At 31.2% G+C, this 18,415-nt stretch carries 20 protein-coding genes; 10 read left to right on the plus strand and 10 right to left on the minus strand.

The features are described from left to right. Positions 1-43 precede the first annotated feature (43 nt). From MBM09_RS14270 to MBM09_RS14305, 8 genes are all read right to left on the minus strand, one after another. The gene (locus MBM09_RS14270) at positions 44-643 is read right to left on the minus strand and encodes an NTP transferase domain-containing protein (RefSeq protein WP_238674392.1); all 600 of its coding nucleotides are present in this window, start codon (positions 641-643) and stop codon (positions 44-46) included. Next, the gene (locus tag MBM09_RS14275) at positions 640-1,671 is read right to left on the minus strand and encodes an XdhC family protein (RefSeq protein WP_238674393.1); all 1,032 of its coding nucleotides are present in this window, start codon (positions 1,669-1,671) and stop codon (positions 640-642) included. The genes MBM09_RS14270 and MBM09_RS14275 overlap by 4 nt, the downstream gene beginning before the upstream one ends. A gap of 105 nt (positions 1,672-1,776) precedes the next feature. After that, entirely contained in the window at positions 1,777-2,046 is a 270-nt protein-coding gene (locus tag MBM09_RS14280) for a hypothetical protein (protein ID WP_238674394.1), read from the minus strand. A gap of 230 nt (positions 2,047-2,276) precedes the next feature. Next, entirely contained in the window at positions 2,277-2,660 is a 384-nt protein-coding gene (locus MBM09_RS14285; protein ID WP_238674395.1) for a rhodanese-like domain-containing protein, read from the minus strand. A 9-nt stretch (positions 2,661-2,669) separates the two neighbouring features. Continuing rightward, positions 2,670-2,987, minus strand: a complete 318-nt coding sequence (locus MBM09_RS14290) for a rhodanese-like domain-containing protein (RefSeq protein ID WP_238674396.1) — start codon at positions 2,985-2,987, stop codon at positions 2,670-2,672. A gap of 112 nt (positions 2,988-3,099) precedes the next feature. Next, entirely contained in the window at positions 3,100-3,720 is a 621-nt protein-coding gene (locus tag MBM09_RS14295; protein WP_238674397.1) for a thioredoxin family protein, read from the minus strand. A gap of 6 nt (positions 3,721-3,726) precedes the next feature. Further along, the gene (locus tag MBM09_RS14300; RefSeq protein ID WP_238674398.1) at positions 3,727-4,263 is read right to left on the minus strand and encodes a TlpA disulfide reductase family protein; all 537 of its coding nucleotides are present in this window, start codon (positions 4,261-4,263) and stop codon (positions 3,727-3,729) included. Positions 4,264-4,354: 91 nt separating this feature from the next. After that, positions 4,355-6,037, minus strand: a complete 1,683-nt coding sequence (locus MBM09_RS14305; RefSeq protein WP_238674399.1) for a T9SS type B sorting domain-containing protein — start codon at positions 6,035-6,037, stop codon at positions 4,355-4,357. A 492-nt stretch (positions 6,038-6,529) separates the two neighbouring features. Between MBM09_RS14305 and MBM09_RS14310 the strand changes: the two genes are divergently transcribed. From MBM09_RS14310 to MBM09_RS14350, 9 genes are all read left to right on the plus strand, one after another. Continuing rightward, positions 6,530-7,936, plus strand: coding sequence for an anthranilate synthase component I family protein (locus tag MBM09_RS14310; RefSeq protein WP_238674400.1), 1,407 nt, complete (start codon positions 6,530-6,532; stop codon positions 7,934-7,936). Between the two features lies 1 nt (position 7,937). Further along, positions 7,938-8,504 (plus strand): aminodeoxychorismate/anthranilate synthase component II, encoded by a 567-nt coding sequence (locus tag MBM09_RS14315; RefSeq protein WP_238674401.1) that lies wholly within the window; start codon positions 7,938-7,940, stop codon positions 8,502-8,504. A gap of 3 nt (positions 8,505-8,507) precedes the next feature. Beyond that, positions 8,508-9,500 carry an anthranilate phosphoribosyltransferase gene (trpD, locus tag MBM09_RS14320; protein ID WP_238674402.1) on the plus strand — a complete coding sequence of 331 codons (993 nt, stop codon included), beginning with the start codon at positions 8,508-8,510 and terminating at the stop codon, positions 9,498-9,500. Continuing rightward, positions 9,497-10,282 carry an indole-3-glycerol phosphate synthase TrpC gene (trpC, locus tag MBM09_RS14325; RefSeq protein ID WP_238674403.1) on the plus strand — a complete coding sequence of 262 codons (786 nt, stop codon included), beginning with the start codon at positions 9,497-9,499 and terminating at the stop codon, positions 10,280-10,282. The genes trpD and trpC overlap by 4 nt, the downstream gene beginning before the upstream one ends. Then, the gene (locus MBM09_RS14330; protein ID WP_238674404.1) at positions 10,279-11,040 is read left to right on the plus strand and encodes a phosphoribosylanthranilate isomerase; all 762 of its coding nucleotides are present in this window, start codon (positions 10,279-10,281) and stop codon (positions 11,038-11,040) included. Before trpC ends, MBM09_RS14330 begins: the two co-directional genes overlap by 4 nt. A 176-nt stretch (positions 11,041-11,216) precedes the next feature. Further along, entirely contained in the window at positions 11,217-12,398 is a 1,182-nt protein-coding gene (gene trpB / locus MBM09_RS14335; protein WP_238676348.1) for a tryptophan synthase subunit beta, read from the plus strand. Positions 12,399-12,409: 11 nt separating this feature from the next. Beyond that, complete coding sequence (trpA, locus tag MBM09_RS14340) at positions 12,410-13,174, plus strand: tryptophan synthase subunit alpha (RefSeq protein WP_238674405.1); 765 nt, start codon at positions 12,410-12,412, stop codon at positions 13,172-13,174. A gap of 6 nt (positions 13,175-13,180) precedes the next feature. Next, positions 13,181-13,402: a hypothetical protein gene (locus MBM09_RS14345; protein ID WP_238674406.1), complete on the plus strand. Its 222-nt coding sequence runs from the start codon at positions 13,181-13,183 to the stop codon at positions 13,400-13,402. Further along, positions 13,392-13,847, plus strand: coding sequence for a tRNA (cytidine(34)-2'-O)-methyltransferase (locus MBM09_RS14350; RefSeq protein ID WP_238674407.1), 456 nt, complete (start codon positions 13,392-13,394; stop codon positions 13,845-13,847). Before MBM09_RS14345 ends, MBM09_RS14350 begins: the two co-directional genes overlap by 11 nt. On the opposite strand, the gene MBM09_RS14355 is transcribed toward MBM09_RS14350, so the two are convergent. Then, a complete protein-coding gene (locus tag MBM09_RS14355; protein ID WP_238674408.1) occupies positions 13,844-15,340 on the minus strand; it encodes a YfcC family protein in 1,497 nt (498 codons plus the stop codon). The two genes, MBM09_RS14350 and MBM09_RS14355, sit on opposite strands and share 4 nt — an antisense overlap. Positions 15,341-15,343: 3 nt before the next feature. Further along, positions 15,344-16,207, minus strand: coding sequence for an alpha/beta hydrolase (locus MBM09_RS14360; protein WP_238674409.1), 864 nt, complete (start codon positions 16,205-16,207; stop codon positions 15,344-15,346). Positions 16,208-16,350: 143 nt separating this feature from the next. Here MBM09_RS14360 and pulA point away from each other — a divergent pair, with 143 nt between their 5' ends. Further along, positions 16,351-18,333 carry a type I pullulanase gene (gene pulA / locus MBM09_RS14365; RefSeq protein WP_238674410.1) on the plus strand — a complete coding sequence of 661 codons (1,983 nt, stop codon included), beginning with the start codon at positions 16,351-16,353 and terminating at the stop codon, positions 18,331-18,333. The last annotated feature ends 82 nt before the right edge of the window (positions 18,334-18,415 follow it).

The raw sequence follows: 18,415 nt of genomic DNA on the forward strand, positions 1-18,415 counted from the left end.
ACGTTTTCGGTATTGTTTGAAAAACTATCATATTTGATGTTATTTATGTGTCTTTAATAAATCGCTTATAGTCTTCAGGTGTATCAATATCTTTCAAAATATTATTAATATTCAAATCGGGAGAGATTACATCTTGGTCAGAGTTATTCAAAAGTAAATTTGCTCCTTTATCTCCTTTAAGCTGCAAAAGTTCGTTAAAATGAGTTGAAGGAAAAATGGCTGGTACTCCTTTTCTGTTCTTATAAATTGATGCAATGATTTTGTTTTCATTCTTTTTAAATAAATCAATTAATTCATTTAAATAATATTTATCTACTTTAGGTTGATCTGCAAGCATAATCATGATAGCATCGGTTTCTTCTTTTAAGGTCTTCAAGTATTCAACTCCAGCTACAATACTAGAACTTAAGCCTTCTTGCCAGTTTGGGTTATTAATAAAAGTAACCTTATCTGCTTTAATTTCTTTTTGTATAATTTCTGAATTGGCTCCTAAAACACAATGCACATCATTGGCTTTAGAAGCTAGAGCATTATTTATGGCAACCTGTAAAAGGGTTGAATTATTATAGGGTAATAACTGCTTAATACGTCCCATTCTTGAAGCGTTTCCAGCAGCTAATATTAAAACTGAAATACGTTTCAATTTTGTGAATGTATTTTTCCAGAAATGGTGTTTAAGTTAATAGGTTTTTTGTTTCTGGTAATAGCCAAAATTTCTGATAAAATAGATAAAGCTATTTCTTCTGGTGTTATGGCTCCTATATTTAACCCAGCTGGACTGTGAATACTCTCTAAAAATGATTCATCAAAATCTGTAGTATACTCAAATAAATCATTTTGTAATTGCTCTCTTCTTTTAGCAGAACCCAAAACACCTATATATGGTAATTCACAATCTTTTAACTTTAAAAGATATCTTAAGTCTTGAGCATAATTATGTGTCATTAACACCACAGCACATTGATTATCTAAGCCACTAACTACAAATCCCTCCGGTGTTGTTGCTTCAACTTTTTTTGCCCCTGGAAAATCCTCCAAAGTTTTGGGGTCTTTAACAGAAGTAACAACCTCTACTTCCCAACCCAAAAGAGCTGACATTTTACTTAATTTTACAGCATCATGTTCTCCGCCTATAATAAGTAATTTAAAACATGGTGGAAGTTTTTGAGTAAACACTTTAACACTTTGAGTATCTGGTTTTAGATTATTAAGACGTTTTGAAAATGTAAAAGATTTATCATTCTCTAATAAGATTTCAGAGAAAAAATCACCTATACATTCATCTTCTCTTTTATAATATGAATTTAAATTGAATGTACTTCTATTATCAACTTCTTGAAAAAAAGCGTTTTTCAATTCTTCTGAAACGTAAAAAGGTTCTAACAAAATATACAACACACCTTCACAACCTAAGCGATAACGACCATCATAAGTCATTATTTTTGCCTTACCTGTTTTAAAAACAGATTGTGCTCTACGTAACACTTCTTTTTCTACACAACCACCACTCACAGCCCCAACCATATCCCCATTACTAGATAATAACATACGTACTCCAGGACGTCTGTATGAAGAACCATCTAAATCAACTACTGTGGCTAATACACTTTTTATGTTAGAAGCTTGATTAGCTATAGTTGCTTGTATTATATGTAAAAGTTCGTGTGTCATTCATCTAAGGTAACAAAAAACATAATAAATTATAACTTAGTTTTTAAAAATAAAAAAGCCCATATAAAATAGTATCATATGGGCTTTCGATTTATTATTTAATTCTTAGCTAACTTTTTGCTTTTTCTTCATTTTTTCTAACATCATTAGCTCATGCTGTATTTCTTCTTTTCTTTTGTTGAAGGCTTTTACTTTTTCATCAATAATTTCTTGATGTTTAAGACGCTTTTGACGTCTTACTTCTTTTGCTATTAATTCCTTTTTTTGCTCTCTTTTAATTGCCGTTTTTTCTCTAAAAACTGACAAATAAGAATAGCCATACATACTTAAGAATAGTAATGCTATGATTCCTAATATAACGTATCCGTTTTCCATACTTTTAAAATGAGGGGTTAATGGATTAATCTGAATTTTATGTTAAAAAGGTAATTAAATTTTAACACATTCACAATTAAATAATTAATTTTTAGTAAAAATAATAGAAATAACATAATCTATTATAATAAAAAAGGTGAATTACCTAAAAAAAAGTTGAATGTTCATTACAACAAAAAAAAGCCCTTTTCTTCTAGTTTAGAAAAGGGCTTTTTTTGAATTTTTATAACTTAATATCCTACAGATTTCCATTTAAGAAAACCGCCTTCTAAATTGTAAATTTTTTTAAATCCAGCTTTCTGAAAATCAATAACACTTTTACCACTGCGTTTTCCTGACCTGCAGTATATAAAAACTGGCGCTTCTTTATCTAATTTATTAATGTTATTGACAAATTCATCAGAAAAAAAATCAATATTCATTGCATTTGGAATATGACCAGAATTAAATTCATTAGAGGTTCTCACATCAATAAGTTGAACTGAATTACCACTTATAAATGAATTAAATTGTTCTGGTGATATATTTTCAAAATTTTTACTAGCAGATGTTTCTTTACAATTAAAAAATCCAAAACTAACTGTAGCAAAGATTAATACAAATACTTTTTTCATATCGTATTACTAGTTTTTATCAACGATTTCTCCTGTCCATTGCAACATTCCTCCTTCAAGGTTATAAGCCTGCTCAAAACCTAATTGCTCCATAATCTTACATGCCTGTCCACTTCTATTACCAGATCGACAATACACATAGTAACTTTTGCTTTTATCTAAATCTTCTATTTCATTTATAAACTCCTGTCCTTTATATATATCTATTTGAATAGCATTAGGTATAATCCCTTCAGCAACTTCAGCGTCTGTTCTTACATCAAGTATTACAGCATTATCATCGTTTGCTAACTGTTCTTTCCACTCTTCTTGTGTTAAATCTTCCATATTGTTTTTAATAATTATGTATTGCAAAATTAATACATATTAAAATTATAGACGAAAAAAAAACTGAAGTATTACACTTCAGTTTTTTTTTAAACTCTTAAGATATTTATAATTAAACCTTTATGGAACAACCAATCGCTTTAGTTTCTTTTTCTTTAATCTCTTTTCCTTTAAGCAATGCATTTACGGCTTCTTCTACATATTTTGTAGTAACTGCTGATGCATCTTTATAATTATCATCTATTGCTCCAATATATTTAACTACATTTCCTTTTTTTGTTTTTTGAAGCACAAACATATGTGGTGTTTTAGTAGCTCCAAATTTTGGATAAACTTTTTGTTCTGCATCTATTAAATATGGAAATGTAAACCCTTTACTCTCTGCTCTGGCTTTCATTGATGGTAAGTTATCATCTGGCTTAACTTCAATACTATTAGGCATTATTGCAATTACAGGGTAGCCTTTTGGCGCATATTTTTTATCTAGCTCAATAATTCTGTCTTCATAAGCTACCGCATATGGGCATGTATTACATGTAAAGGTTACAATAAAGCCTTTAGCGTTTTTATAATCTGCTAAAGAAACCATTTTCCCATCTATATTTTTAAGTGAAAAATCTTCGGCTATATCACCTATTTTATAACCATCAATTGCAGTAGTTTTACTGATTGTAAAGGCACTAATTAGCAACACTAAACATGCTGCTGAAATTAATTTAACTGTTTTTTTCATAATAACTTAATTTAAAAAATGTTTTAACTCTGTTTCTAATTCATCGTAAGTGAATGATTGCTCAAAAAATTTCTTAGTATTGTTTTTATAAATGATGGTTGCTGGTATGGATCCTGACCATGTTTTGTCTACTTTAGGAATCCATGTATTCATATCAACATCATCTAAAGCTATTACTTTTGATGTTAACTTTCTATCTTTTATAAACGGTTTCAATTTTTTATCGTACAAATGAGGAAAATCTAAACTAACCAAAATAACTTCTACGTTTTTAGTTTTGTACTCTTCATTTAACTTCTCAAAATATGGCAATTCTTTAACGCATGGAGCACACCAAGTAGCCCAAAAGTTTACAACGTAAATCTTATCATCTTTTTTGTTCAAAAACTTTTCAAAGCCATTAAAATCGTAAACTTCTAGTTCAATTTCATTTATCTTAGAGTCATTTTTTTCAACAGCTTGAACAACTGTTGTTTTTTCTTTTTGATCATTTTTACATGCCAAAAAAGAAAGACAAATAATAACTATAATTTTAAATTTCATATATTCTTTCTGGTGTTTGGGAATTTGTATAGCAATAAATTTATACAATACTTAATAACTGTAGCCGACTTTTAACATAAAATTAGCGTAGTTATCTTCTTAAAGCAAAGTGACCTTTATAGATTTTTCCGTTAGAGTCTTTTGCATAATACCAATAATCAGAATCTGGCAACAATTCTCCATTCATTGTACCATTCCAACCTTCTCCATTCGGGCTTATTTGTTTTATCAATTTCCCATATTGATTGTAAATAAATATAGATTCAATAGTAAAATCATGATTACTTTGTGGTTTATATTGCCAAACATCATTAAAACCATCTGCATTTGGTGTGAAAAATCTTGGAAAAATATCTAAATTCAATTCTCTAATTCTATATTCTGCTTTACCACAACCATTTTTATTTCTTACATAAATATTTCTGGTATCAATAGGTGCATTATCAAAAAAATTACTGTCTTGAAAAGGTCCATTTTCACTTATAACCGAGTATTCATAATTTCCATTACCAGATACATTAATTAAAATTTCAAGTCCACCAGAAACTTGAGAGACCTCTACATTATCAATTGTAATCAATCCATTGGTAGCAATTACATTAAATGTTTTAAAGGAGGAACATTCTGTATCTAAATTTTCATTATCAGGAAAATTAAAAGCTTCGTAAATGTAGTTACCAGATTCATTAATACTAACTTGACTTTCCTCAGAAATTAAAACTTCATCACCATTCGCATCAATAGCATACCATCTATATCCATCTGCGTCATCAGAAGAACTTATTATAGTTGAATTTTGGTCTAAACAAACCTCAACTACATCAGGAAAATTTATATCAGGATTTAATGTTGTTAACTCACCTGTATCAATATCGAAAAATGGACCACACCCTAAAATTGTGGAAAAACTACTTTGTGTACATCCTAATGCATCTCCAGAATCATTAAAAGGAATAACTCTAATGAAATATAAGCTATTAGATTCGAAATTAAGAACAAATGTTGAGTTTGTAAAAAAGATACCTTCGTCTAAAATATCGTTTTCAAAAGGAGAAGAACCAATATAAACTTTATAACCTGTTGCTCCTAGTGAGGCTTCCCATTCTATAAAAGGAGATAAAGGCACATTGGTTTGACCATTAACTGGATAAATTAGTGGGCTACAAATTGGTAAAGCTGCAAGAGTACCAGTTATAAAACTTTCTTCGCTACAAGAAGTTTGGTTTCCGTTTTCGTTATAGGGTATTAGGTTAACAAAAATTTCAGTTAATGGAGGCAAATCAATTGCTGGGTTATATTGCAAAACATTACCTACATCTAAATTATTTATTAAATCTCCTGAGCCAGACGTTGTTCCTACACTAATAAAATAACCTGTTGCTCCAATAGCATAATTCCAACTAATATTCGCACCTACATTTATATTTACGGCCCCGTTTGAAGGTCTTATCAAATTTGTACAGTTTGGTGCAGTTGTGATATCTTCTGTGAAGAATGATTCTGTTTGACAAACTACATCTGGCTGATCAAAGAAAAAAAGCGTAATGGTAACAAATATTTCTGTATTATCAGGCAATCCTAATGGTGGGGTATAAAAGTTTGTACCTGTTTGAGTTGAAATTAAATCTCCTCCACCTGAAAAAGTTCCTATATTAATTATGTATCCAGTTGCTCCATCAACATTATTCCAAGTTATAGTTGTATTTACTGGAACATTAGTTGAACCATTCGTAGGACTAGTAAGCCTTGGACATGTTTGTCCATTTACACTCATCGTTATAAAAAAACCTAGCAAAAAGAATAACTTATGCATTTAAAATAAAAACTTGAAAAACAAAATAAGTAATATTACTCGATTAATAGATGAAATTAATAAAAAGTGCTTAAAAAACAGGTTTCTTATTTTTATAAAAAAGCAAAAAACAACTATTTTAAGATTACAAAAGTTAATATCTCTTGATTAATTAATAAATTAATCAGCATTAAGCTTATTTATTAGTAAAAAAATAACTTCATTAGTGAAAGTTTTTTATTTTAATTAAAAAATATTGGTTAATTATTTTTTCATTTCTATATTTGATGCAACAAATAGCAAAAAATGAATACAATTTTAAATAAAACTTGGTGGTGGTGCTTTCGAAACTAACTTTCGTGAAGTAAAATCCTAGTATATTTAAAACTTAAAATATTCAAAAGGCTTGTCATTCACGACAAGCCTTTTTCTTTGTTCTGTAAGCATTTTTCAGAATAAGTAAACTAACATTAAATGAAAAAATACAGCCTATACACCCATCATAAAAGAATCTTAACAGATACTATTACTCCTGTTACCGTGTATTATAAAATACGTGACAAATACCCTAATAGTATTCTTTTAGAAAGTGGTGATTACCACAGAAGTCATAAAAACTTTTCATATATATGTTTTAATCCTATTGCTTCAATTAAAGTTGAAAATGAAGTTATTTCAGAAACTTTTCCTGATGGCAATTCAACTTCAATAGAAATAACAGAGAATGTTAATGTGGTTGAAGAAATCCATAATTTCACAAAGAAGTTTGATACTAAAACTGAAGAAAATTTCAAATTTATAAATAACGGCATTTTTGGCTATACAGCTTATGATGCGGTTCGTTATTTTGAAGATATTCAAATCAGCAAAAAAGATGATTCAGTTATTATACCTGATGCTTATTATGCTGTTTATAAAAATATTATTGCTATAAATCATTTTAAAAATGAGGCTTATATTTTTGCACATTGTTATGAGGATATGGATAACAATATCCATGAAATTGATAAATTAATCAATGTTCAAAACTTTGCTTCATTTAACTTTAATTCAAAAGGAGACATTTTATCTAATTTAACTGATGAGGAATTTAAAGAACATGTAGAATTGGCAAGGAAACATTGTCATCGAGGTGATGTGTTTCAATTAGTACTTTCAAGGCGATTTTCGCAAAAATTCACAGGTGATGATTTTAATGTATATCGTGCCTTAAGAAGCATAAATCCATCACCTTACCTCTTTTATTTTGATTACGGTGATTTTAAAATATTTGGAAGTTCTCCTGAAGCACAACTTATTGTTTCTGATGGTTTAGCCGAAATTCATCCTATTGCTGGCACTTTTAAACGAACAGGTGATGAACATAAAGATGAAATTTTAGCCGAAAAACTAAAAAACGACGACAAAGAAAATGCAGAACACGTAATGCTTGTAGATTTGGCAAGAAACGATTTAAGTCGCCACGGAAGTCAAGTAAAAGTAGAGACGTATCGCGAAGTTCAGTTTTTCTCACACGTTATTCATTTGGTGAGTAAGGTCGTGGGTAAAAAACATGATACAACCTCAACCATGCAAGTAGTTGCTGACACTTTTCCTGCTGGCACATTAAGTGGCGCACCAAAACACATGGCGATGCAACTTATTGAAAAATATGAAAAAACTAATCGTGGTTATTATGGTGGAGCCATTGGGTTTATGGATTTTGACGGCAATTTTAATCACGCTATAATGATTAGAACTTTTTTAAGTAAAGACTATAAATTAAATTGGCAAGCAGGCGCAGGATTGGTTTCAAAATCGAACCAAGAAAACGAATTACAAGAAGTATACAACAAGCTTGGAGCTTTAACTAAAGCCATTAAATTAGCAGAAGACATATAAAATGAAAAAGATATTAGTTATAGATAATTACGATAGTTTTACATACAATCTGGTGCATTATTTAGAAGATTTAAATTGTGATGTTACCGTTGTAAGAAACGATAAATTAGCTTTAGAAGATGTTGAACCTTTTGATAAAATTGTACTATCTCCTGGTCCTGGAATTCCTGATGAAGCTGGTTTATTAAAAGCTATTATTGCAAAATATGCACCAACAAAAAGTATTTTAGGCGTTTGTTTGGGGCAACAAGCTATTGGAGAAGTTTTTGGTGGAAGCCTTATTAATCTAGACGATGTTTATCATGGAGTAGCAACCAATGTTACCATAAGTGTTGATGATGAACCCATTTTTAAAGGTTTAGATAAAAACATAGAAGTTGGTCGCTATCATTCTTGGGTTGTAAATCCTAATTTACCCGATAGTTTAGAAGCTACATCTTTTGATGAAAACGGACAAATTATGTCTTTACGTCATAAAGTTTACGATGTTAAAGGTGTTCAATATCATCCAGAATCGGTGTTAACACCAGATGGAAAACAAATACTTGAAAATTGGTTAAATTCTTAAGGCATGAAAGACGTATTAAACAGACTCATAAACCACGAAACCATTTCAAGTGAAGAGGCTAAACAAATTTTGGTAAACATTTCTAACGATATGTATAACCAAAGCCAGATTGCTTGTTTTCTTTCGGTTTTTATGATGCGAAGCATAACCATAGAAGAATTACAAGGATTTAGAGATGCGCTTTTAGAACTTTGTGTTGCCATAAACCTTGACGAATTTAATGCTATAGATATTGTGGGTACTGGTGGAGATGGAAAAAACACATTCAACATCTCAACCCTATCATCTTTTGTTACTGCTGGTGCTGGCGTTAATGTTTCTAAACATGGTAATTATGGAGTATCATCTACTTCTGGCTCCTCAAACGTTATGGAACATTTAGGCGTGAAATTTTCTAATGATGAAGCCTTTCTAAAACGTTCTTTAGACCAAGCAGGAATTTGCATTTTGCACGCACCATTGTTTCATCCAGCAATGAAAAATGTAGCTCCTATTCGTAAAGCATTAGGCGTTAAAACCTTTTTTAATATGTTAGGGCCTATGGTAAACCCATCATTTCCAAAAAATCAAATGTTGGGTGTTTTTAATTTAGAAGTTTTACGACTGTATAGCTTTCTATACCAAAATACCGATAAAAATTACAACATCGTTTTTGCTCTAGATGGTTATGATGAAATTTCGTTAACAGGACAAGCAAAAATTGTTTCAAATCATTCTGAAACTCTTTTTTCACCAGAAGATTTAGGGCTTTCAACAATAAAACAAGAAGATATTTTTGGAGGCAATACTGTTGCTGAAGCTGCAAAAATATTTGTAGACATCATTAACGGAAAAGGCTCTGAAGCACAAAACAATGTAGTTTGTACCAATGCAGGTTTAGCAATAGCAACTACAAAACAAATCACACACAAAGAAGGTTTTGAAATGGCAAAAGAATCCTTGTTTTCTGGAAAAGCCAAAGTAAGTTTAGATAAATTGATTGAGCTAAGTAAATGAACATTTTAGATAAAATAACACTTGATAAAAGGAAAGAAGTAGACTTACGAAAAAGTCTAATTCCAGTTACTCAATTAGAGCAATCTGTTTTATTTGAAAGACAAACCGCTTCACTTGCAAACAAGTTGAGACACAGTAAATCGGGTATCATAGCAGAACATAAACGTCGTTCACCTTCAAAATCGATCATCAACAACAATTTAAATGTTCAAGATGTTGCAAAAGGTTATGAAAATGCAGGTGTTTGTGGCATGTCTGTTTTAACAGATGGAAAGTATTTTGGTGGCTCGTTAGACGATTTACTTATAGCTAGAGCAAGTTGCAATTTACCCTTGTTACGAAAAGAATTCATCATTGATGAATATCAAATTTTAGAAGCCAAAGCCTATGGTGCAGATGTAATTTTATTAATTGCTGCAATTTTAACCCGACAAGAAATAAAACAGTTTTCAGAATTAGCAAAAAGTTTAAAACTTGATGTGCTGTTAGAAGTTCATAATGAAGAAGAATTGCATAAATCTATTATGCCAAGTTTGGATATGCTTGGAGTAAACAACAGAAACTTAAAAACATTTGATGTTAGTTTAGAAACCAGTAAAACTTTAAGCACGTTAATTCCAGATGATTTTGTGAAGGTCTCAGAAAGCGGCATTAGCAACATTGAAGCTATTAAGGAATTACAACCTTATGGTTATCAAGGCTTTTTAATTGGCGAAAACTTTATGAAAACAAATAATCCTGGAGAAAGCGCAACAGCATTTATTAAAGCATTAAACGCATGAAACTAAAGGTTTGTGGAATGAAATATCAAGATAACATTATACATGTTGCTGCACTGCAACCTGATTATCTTGGGTTTATATTTTACGAAAAATCCGCAAGAAAATTTGATTCTGAAACTATTCCAGATATTCCAAAAAACATAAAAAAAGTTGGTGTTTTTGTTGATGCAGATATTAAATATGTTATTGCTAAAATAGATAAAAACGATTTACAAGCAGTTCAATTACATGGCAATGAAACGCCTGAATATTGTGATGCATTGAAACGTCATTACGAGGAGATCAACGACGAAGTAATCTCATCACAAAAAGCAGATTGCCACGACTCAGAAAAACAGTCTCGCAATGACGAAAAACTCGAAATCATTAAAGTCTTTTCCATAAAAAATGAATTTGATTTTGATGTTTTAAAGCTTTATGAAGATGTATGTGATTACTTTTTATTTGATACAAAAGGCAAATTACCCGGTGGAAATGGTTACACATTCAATTGGAATGTGTTAAACAATTACCCATCTATAAAACCATATTTTTTAAGTGGTGGCATTGGTTTAAACGAAATAGAAAACATAAAAGAATTCCAAAAAAGTGAAGCTTCAAAATATTGCTATGCTATTGATGTAAACAGCAAATTTGAAACTGAACCGGGATTTAAAAAAATTGAAGATTTAAAAAGATTCAAACAAGAATTTAAAATATTAAACGAACTTGAAATTCCGACACAGTCGGAAAAGTCAAAATTCAGAAATAGTGAGTGAAAGAATGAAGATGCGAAGCGAAGCTTCAAGCACGAAATTCTGAAAACGAATGATGCTTTAGCAATTTCCTAATTTTGAAATGATTTTTTGGTTCGTTTTGTATCAAGACAAAATGAACAAAGAAATAAAAAGATAACATTAAACAGATTCCTGCCTTCGCAGGAATGACAGAAATTATGAATTACAACGTAAACGAAAAAGGCTATTATGGTGAATTTGGTGGAGCATTCATCCCAGAAATGCTTTACCCAAATGTTGAGGAGTTACGCCAAAATTATTTAAAAGTGATGAATGAACCAGAATTCAAAAAAGAATTCAACCAGCTTTTAAAAGATTATGTGGGTCGTCCTTCTCCACTTTATTTTGCAAAACGTCTTTCAGAAAAATATAACACTAAAATCTACTTAAAACGTGAAGATTTAAACCATACTGGAGCACATAAAATCAATAACACCATTGGACAAATTCTTATGGCAAAACGTTTGGGTAAAACCCGAATTATTGCTGAAACAGGAGCAGGTCAACATGGTGTTGCAACTGCAACGGTTTGTGCTTTAATGGGATTAGAGTGTATTGTGTACATGGGTGAAATTGACATTGCACGACAAGCACCAAATGTTGCCAGAATGAAAATGTTGGGAGCAACTGTAGTTCCTGCTTTATCTGGAAGCAGAACTTTAAAAGATGCCACAAACGAAGCCATTAGAGATTGGATTAACAATCCTGTAAATACGCATTATATTATTGGTTCAGCCATTGGTCCGCATCCATATCCAGATATGGTAACGCGTTTTCAGTCGGTTATTTCAGAAGAGATAAAATGGCAATTAAAAGAACATGAAAATCGAGAAAACCCAGATTATGTTGTTGCCTGTATTGGTGGTGGTAGTAATGCAGCGGGAACGTATTATCATTTTTTACACGAAAAAGATGTAAAAATTATTGCTGTTGAAGCAGCTGGTTTAGGTATAGATTCTGGTGAAAGCGCTGCGACTTCGGTTTTAGGAAAAGAAGGTATTATTCACGGTTGTAAAACCTTGTTGATGCAAACAAAAGATGGTCAAATTACAGAGCCCTATTCTATTTCGGCAGGCTTAGATTATCCAGGTGTTGGTCCAATGCATGCTCATTTATCTAAAACTGGTCGAGCAGAATTTATGTCTATTACAGATAGTGATGCCATGGCTGCTGGATTAGAGCTTTCAAAACTTGAAGGTATTATTCCAGCTATTGAAACCTCTCATGCCTTAGCCATTTTTGAACATAAAACCTTTAAACCTAACGATGTTGTAGTGGTGAGTTTATCTGGTCGAGGTGATAAAGATTTAAATACTTATATAGATTATTTTAAATTATAATTTAATTTTCAATGAACAGAATAAATCAAAAATTAAAAGAAGACAAAAAACTTCTATCCATATATTTTACTGCTGGTTATCCAAATATTAATGATACGGTTTCCATTATTCAAGATTTAGAGAAAAACGGTGTAGACATGATTGAAATTGGATTACCGTTTAGCGATCCATTAGCCGATGGACCAACTATTCAAGCAAGCTCTACACAGGCCTTAAAAAACGGCATGACTACCGAGGTGCTTTTCAACCAAATAAAAGACATTAGAAAAACGGTTTCAATTCCTCTGATTATTATGGGATATTTCAACCCAATGCTCCAATATGGTGTTGAAGCGTTTTGTAAAAAATGTCAAGATATTGGTATTGATGGATTGATTATTCCTGATTTACCTGTAGATGTTTATCATGAAGAATATCAAGCTATTTTTGAAAAATATGGTCTTATAAATGTATTTTTAATTACACCTCAAACCGGTGTAGAACGTATCAATTTTATAGATTCTGTTTCAAACGGATTTATATACATGGTAAGTAGCGCCAGTACAACGGGAGCAAAATCAGGTTTTGGAGATGAACAAACCAATTACTTTAAACGTATTGATGAAATGAATCTAAAAAATCCGCAAATAATAGGTTTTGGAATATCAGATAACAAAACATTTTCTCAAGCTACTCAATATGCAAAAGGCGCTATCATAGGTAGTGCTTTTATTAAACATTTAACTCATGAAGGTGTTACTAGCATTGATAAATTTGTAAATTCTATTTTAAATTAAAAAACATTGAAATTTTTAAAAGATATTAAAGTTGCTATTTTGCTTTGTCTTACCTTAGGTTTAGCTCCTTTTTTTCCAGAACCACACATTTGGGGGAAAATAAAATGGATATTAGGCGGAGCAAAAGGCATGCAATTAATGGATTGGTTTGATGTGTTATTACATGGTTTTCCTTGGGTATTATTAATTTGGTTAATAGCATCAAAAATTAAAAAAAATGCCTCTTAATATAGTTTTAATAGAACCTGAAATTCCTAATAACACAGGTAATATTGGTCGTTTAGCCTTAGCTTCGGGAGCAAACCTTCATCTTGTGAAGCCGTTTGGTTTTGAAATTGATGACACCCGTTTAAAACGTGCTGGTTTAGATTATTGGCAACACCTACCGGTTACATACTACGAAAATGTCGAAGAATTTTTTAGTAAGAATTTAAATGGAAAAATGGTGTTTTTATCAAGCCATGGCAAAAAAAATCATTGGGATATTCCTTTTGAGGATAATCTATTCCTAGTATTTGGAAAAGAATCTATAGGCTTACCAAAACATCTGTTAGAAAAACACTCTAAAAACTTATATAAAATCCCATTATATAGTGAGCATGTTAGAAGTTTAAACCTTGCTAACGCTGTTAGTATTCTTGTATACGAAGGATTAAGACAATTAAATTCTTAAATATATACTGAAGTTGTCATAAATAACATAGTAACAACTATCAATATTACTACCAACGGTATTACAAATTTTAACCACTTATCAAACCCAACTTTTACTATAGCTAACGATGCTAAAATTAATCCTGTAGGGTTTATAAAATAGAATAATCCCATACCGTATTGATAAGCATTAACAACTATTTCTCTACCAACACCAACGCCATCTGCAAGTGGTGACATAATTGGCATTGTTAACACTGCCATTCCTGAAGAAGATGGAATAAAAAACGATAAGCATGAATAAATAAATGTCATCATATTAGCAAATAAACCTTTGTTCATACCATTAGTTAAATCGCTTGAATAATACAATAAGGTGTCGCTAATTAAACCATCGTTCATTAAAATGGTAACACCTCTTGCAATACCAATGATAAAGGCTACACCTAATAAATCTGTTGCTCCTTTCACAAATTGATCAACAAATTTTGTTTCATTCATTTCTACAATTATTCCTATTAATATAGCACCAACTAAAAATGTACTTGTCATTTCAATAAACCACCAATCTAACATAGATACCCCATAAATCATTACTATAAAGCATAGTGTAAACACAAACAACACTAGCTTTAATTTAGTTGTTAGTTTTTTAGCAGAATCGGTTTTTAACATGGAAAACAAACTTTCTATCTCTTCTTTTTGATCAAAAATTATAGATTTAGACGGGTCACTCTTAACTTTTTGAGCATACCTGAGTATATAAATTATACAAATAGAAGTTGAAAGAAAAAACATTATCAATCTTCCGTATAGACCAGTTGTCCAATTAATACCCGCAGCATCTGATGCAATAATAGTACTAAACGGATTGATAGTTGAAGCCATTGTTCCAATAGCAGAACCAATGAAAATACATGCTAAACCTACTAAAGCATCATATTTTGCAGCAATAAACACAGGAATCAAAATAGGAAAAAATGCAATGGTTTCTTCAGCAAGTCCAAAAGTTGTTCCTCCAATAGCAACTAAAAATGTAACTATAATTATGAGTAGAAATTCTTTTCCTTCTAAAGCTTTTGAAAGCCAAGAAATACCGCCTTCAAAAGCACCTGTATTATTTACAATGCCAATAAGTCCACCTATAAATAAAACTAAAATAATAATATCGGCTGCTTCAATAATTCCTTTTACTGGAGACATTATAAATGCTCTCATCCCTTGTGGATTTGCTTCTACTTTTTTGTAAGTATTAGGAATTCCAATAGGTTTCCAAATATCGCCATTGGTAAATTTTTCTAAAGGAATTTTTATTTGAAGATTATCTAACGATGCTTGAGTAGCTTCAATAGTTGTTGTTTTACCTTGGCTATTTATCGTGAAACTATTTGTGTCTTTACTATATGCTAATGTATCAAACTTCCCTGAAGGAATAACCCAAGTTAGTAATGCCACCATAGCAGCAATTATAAGTAATATTGTTTGAGCTGTTGGGAATTTTAATTTCTTCATTAATTACTTTTTAAAAATGTTATCTAAAAACTTAAAAACCAAATCATAATTTTCTTGAGTTTCAAATTCTGGTCCACCATGTGCCCCTTCATAAATTACTTTAAAATGTACATCTAAATTCATTTTTTTATATTCATTTTCAAGTTCGTGCGATTGGTTAATAGGCACTTGCGGATCTTTATTTCCATGCATAATTAACAATGGTGGATCACTTTTATCAACATGAAAAACAGGGCTTGCTAATTTTGCTAATTCGGGTTTATTCTCGGGTAAATCCCCTAATAATTTCTTTAATGCAGGCACACGAACATTCATACCGTGTGGCGTTGATTGATGAAGAATAGTCATAAAATTTGTAGGTCCATAAAAATCAAGAATACCTTGAACCGATGATGATTCATTTAAATACTCTCCAACGGTTCCTTCTAACACTGTGTGATTGTTTGTAGTTCCAATTAAAGCCACTAAATGTCCTCCAGCCGATGAACCTGCAAGAACAATTTTATCAGCATTATAACCATAGGTTGAAGCTTTTGCTCGTAAAAAACGGATTGCTGCTTTTATATCATGCGCTTGTGCAGGAAATTGAGCTTTGGTTGCTAATCTATAATTAACACTTGCCAATGCATATCCATTTTCTACAAAAACCATTGGCGGGTCTTTTTTATCACCTCCAACCCAAGCACCACCATGAACCCAAACTACTAAATTTGGATTTTTAACCGTCTTAGGTAAATAAATATCTAATAATAACTTTGTTTCATTTGTTCGTGCAAACTCAATATCTTGAATAATTTCAATGTTGTTTTGTGAGTTACAGCTTATTATAGAAAAGGAAATACAAAGTGAAAAAATTAAGCGTCTCATAGTGAATAATTTGTTTCCCAAATTATGAATTTATAATAACTTATATTAATTTTTATTAAAGATAATACCTATTTTTAATGCTAGTAATAGAAAGTCAAAACCATTATCCAAAAAAGACTTAAATATCCACTAAATTAATTATAATGAAATTCAAATTCAGCCTATTATTCCTATTTATATTATTAAGTTCTTGTTTAGAAAAAACTAAAGAAACTGTTATGAACAACACTAAAACTGCTTTAGAAACGAACCTTTGGTTGGAGTATAGTAAAACATCAACAGTATTTAAATTGTGGTCTCCAACAGCAGAAAATGTAAAACTAAACCTTTACAAAAATGGTTTTGATGGAACACCCTATGAAACCCATGAATTAAGTCCTTTTGCAAACAAAATATGGTCTAAACAATTTGATGGTGATTTAGCAGGTACTTATTATACCTATCAAATAATGATTGATAATAAATGGCTTGAAGAAACTCCTGGTATTTATGCACAAGCAGTGGGTGTTAATGGAAAAAGAGCTATGGTTGTAGATTTGGAAAGTACAAACCCAAATAAATGGAACGAAGACCAAGGTCCAAAATTAAAATACCCAAACGAAGCCATTATTTACGAATTGCATATTAGAGATATGACCATTCACCCTCAATCTGGTTCTAGTATGCCTGGGAAATATTTAGGTTTGGTTGAAGAAGGAATAAAAGGTCCTAACGGAATTGCTACCGGAATAGATCATTTAAAAGAAATGGGGATTACACATGTGCACTTGCTACCAACTTACGATCATTATTCTATTAATGAAACTAAATTAGATACACCTCAATTTAATTGGGGTTACGATCCGCAAAATTATAATGTTCCTGAGGGTTCATTTTCTTCAAACCCTAATAATGGTGACGTACGAATTAAAGAATTTAAAACCATGGTAAAAACCTTTCACGATAATGGCATAGGTGTTATTTTAGATGTAGTTTACAATCATACTGGTAGAACTAAAAACTCAAACTTTAATTTAGAAGCACCCGATTATTATTACCGTTTTTGGGAAGATGGTAAACCATCTGATGCCTCGGCATGTGGAAATGAAACAGCTTCAGAAAAAGAAATGATGCGTAAATTCATTAAAGAATCTGTTACTTATTGGGCTAAAGAATACCATTTAGATGGTTTTCGTTTCGATTTAATGGGTATACATGATATCACAACAATGAACGAGGTGGCTGATGCCGTTAAAAAAGTTAATCCTAATATTTTTATTTATGGCGAAGGATGGACAGCTGGCGATTCTCCATTACCAGTAGAAGACCGCGCTTTAAAACAACATATTACCAAAATGCCACAAATTACAGCTTTTAGTGATGATATTAGAGATGGACTTAAAGGTTCTGTTTTTGATGATAGCAGCACAGGTTTTGTAAGTGGCGCAAAAAACACAGAAGAATCTGTTAAATTTGGAATTGTTGGCGCTATTCAACATCCACAAATAAATTACAAAGCTGTTAATTATTCTAATGCCCCATGGGCAAATGAGCCTTGGCAATCTATGTCTTACGTGTCATGTCATGATAATCATACTTTATATGACAAGTTAAAAGTATCTAGAAAAGATGCTGATGAAGCCACCATTATAGCTATGAATAAACTTGCCAATGCTGTGGTTATGACTTCACAAGGTGTGGCTTTTATGCATGCTGGCGCAGAAATGTTGAGAACCAAAAATGGTGAACATAACTCATATAATTTACCCGATAGCATTAACCAAATAGATTGGAATTGGAAAATTAAAAATGCTAACGTGGTTGATTATTATAAAAACCTCATCGCATTACGTAAAGCGCATCCAGCCTTTAGAATGACCTCAGCAAATGATGTTAGAAATAATCTTGAATTTAAAACTATTGAAAACGAATTAGTAAGTTACCAAATAAGTAACCATGCCAATGGTGATTCATGGAAAGAAATTCTTGTGGTTTACAACGCAAACACTAAACCTTTTGACTATACATTAGATGTTAGTTGGCAACTTGCGATTATGGGTGATGATTTTAATTTTGAAAACGGTAAAACCATAAACCAATCCGTTAAAGTTCCTGCAATTTCTATGCTTATTGCTTATAGAAAATAAGGTTAAAAAACTATATTACAACGACTTGACTTTGTAAAAAAATTCAACTACCTTCGTTTAGCATAAGATATAAAATACTTGT

Source organism: Flaviramulus sp. BrNp1-15, assembly GCF_022259695.1.
GTDB lineage: Bacteria > Bacteroidota > Bacteroidia > Flavobacteriales > Flavobacteriaceae > BrNp1-15.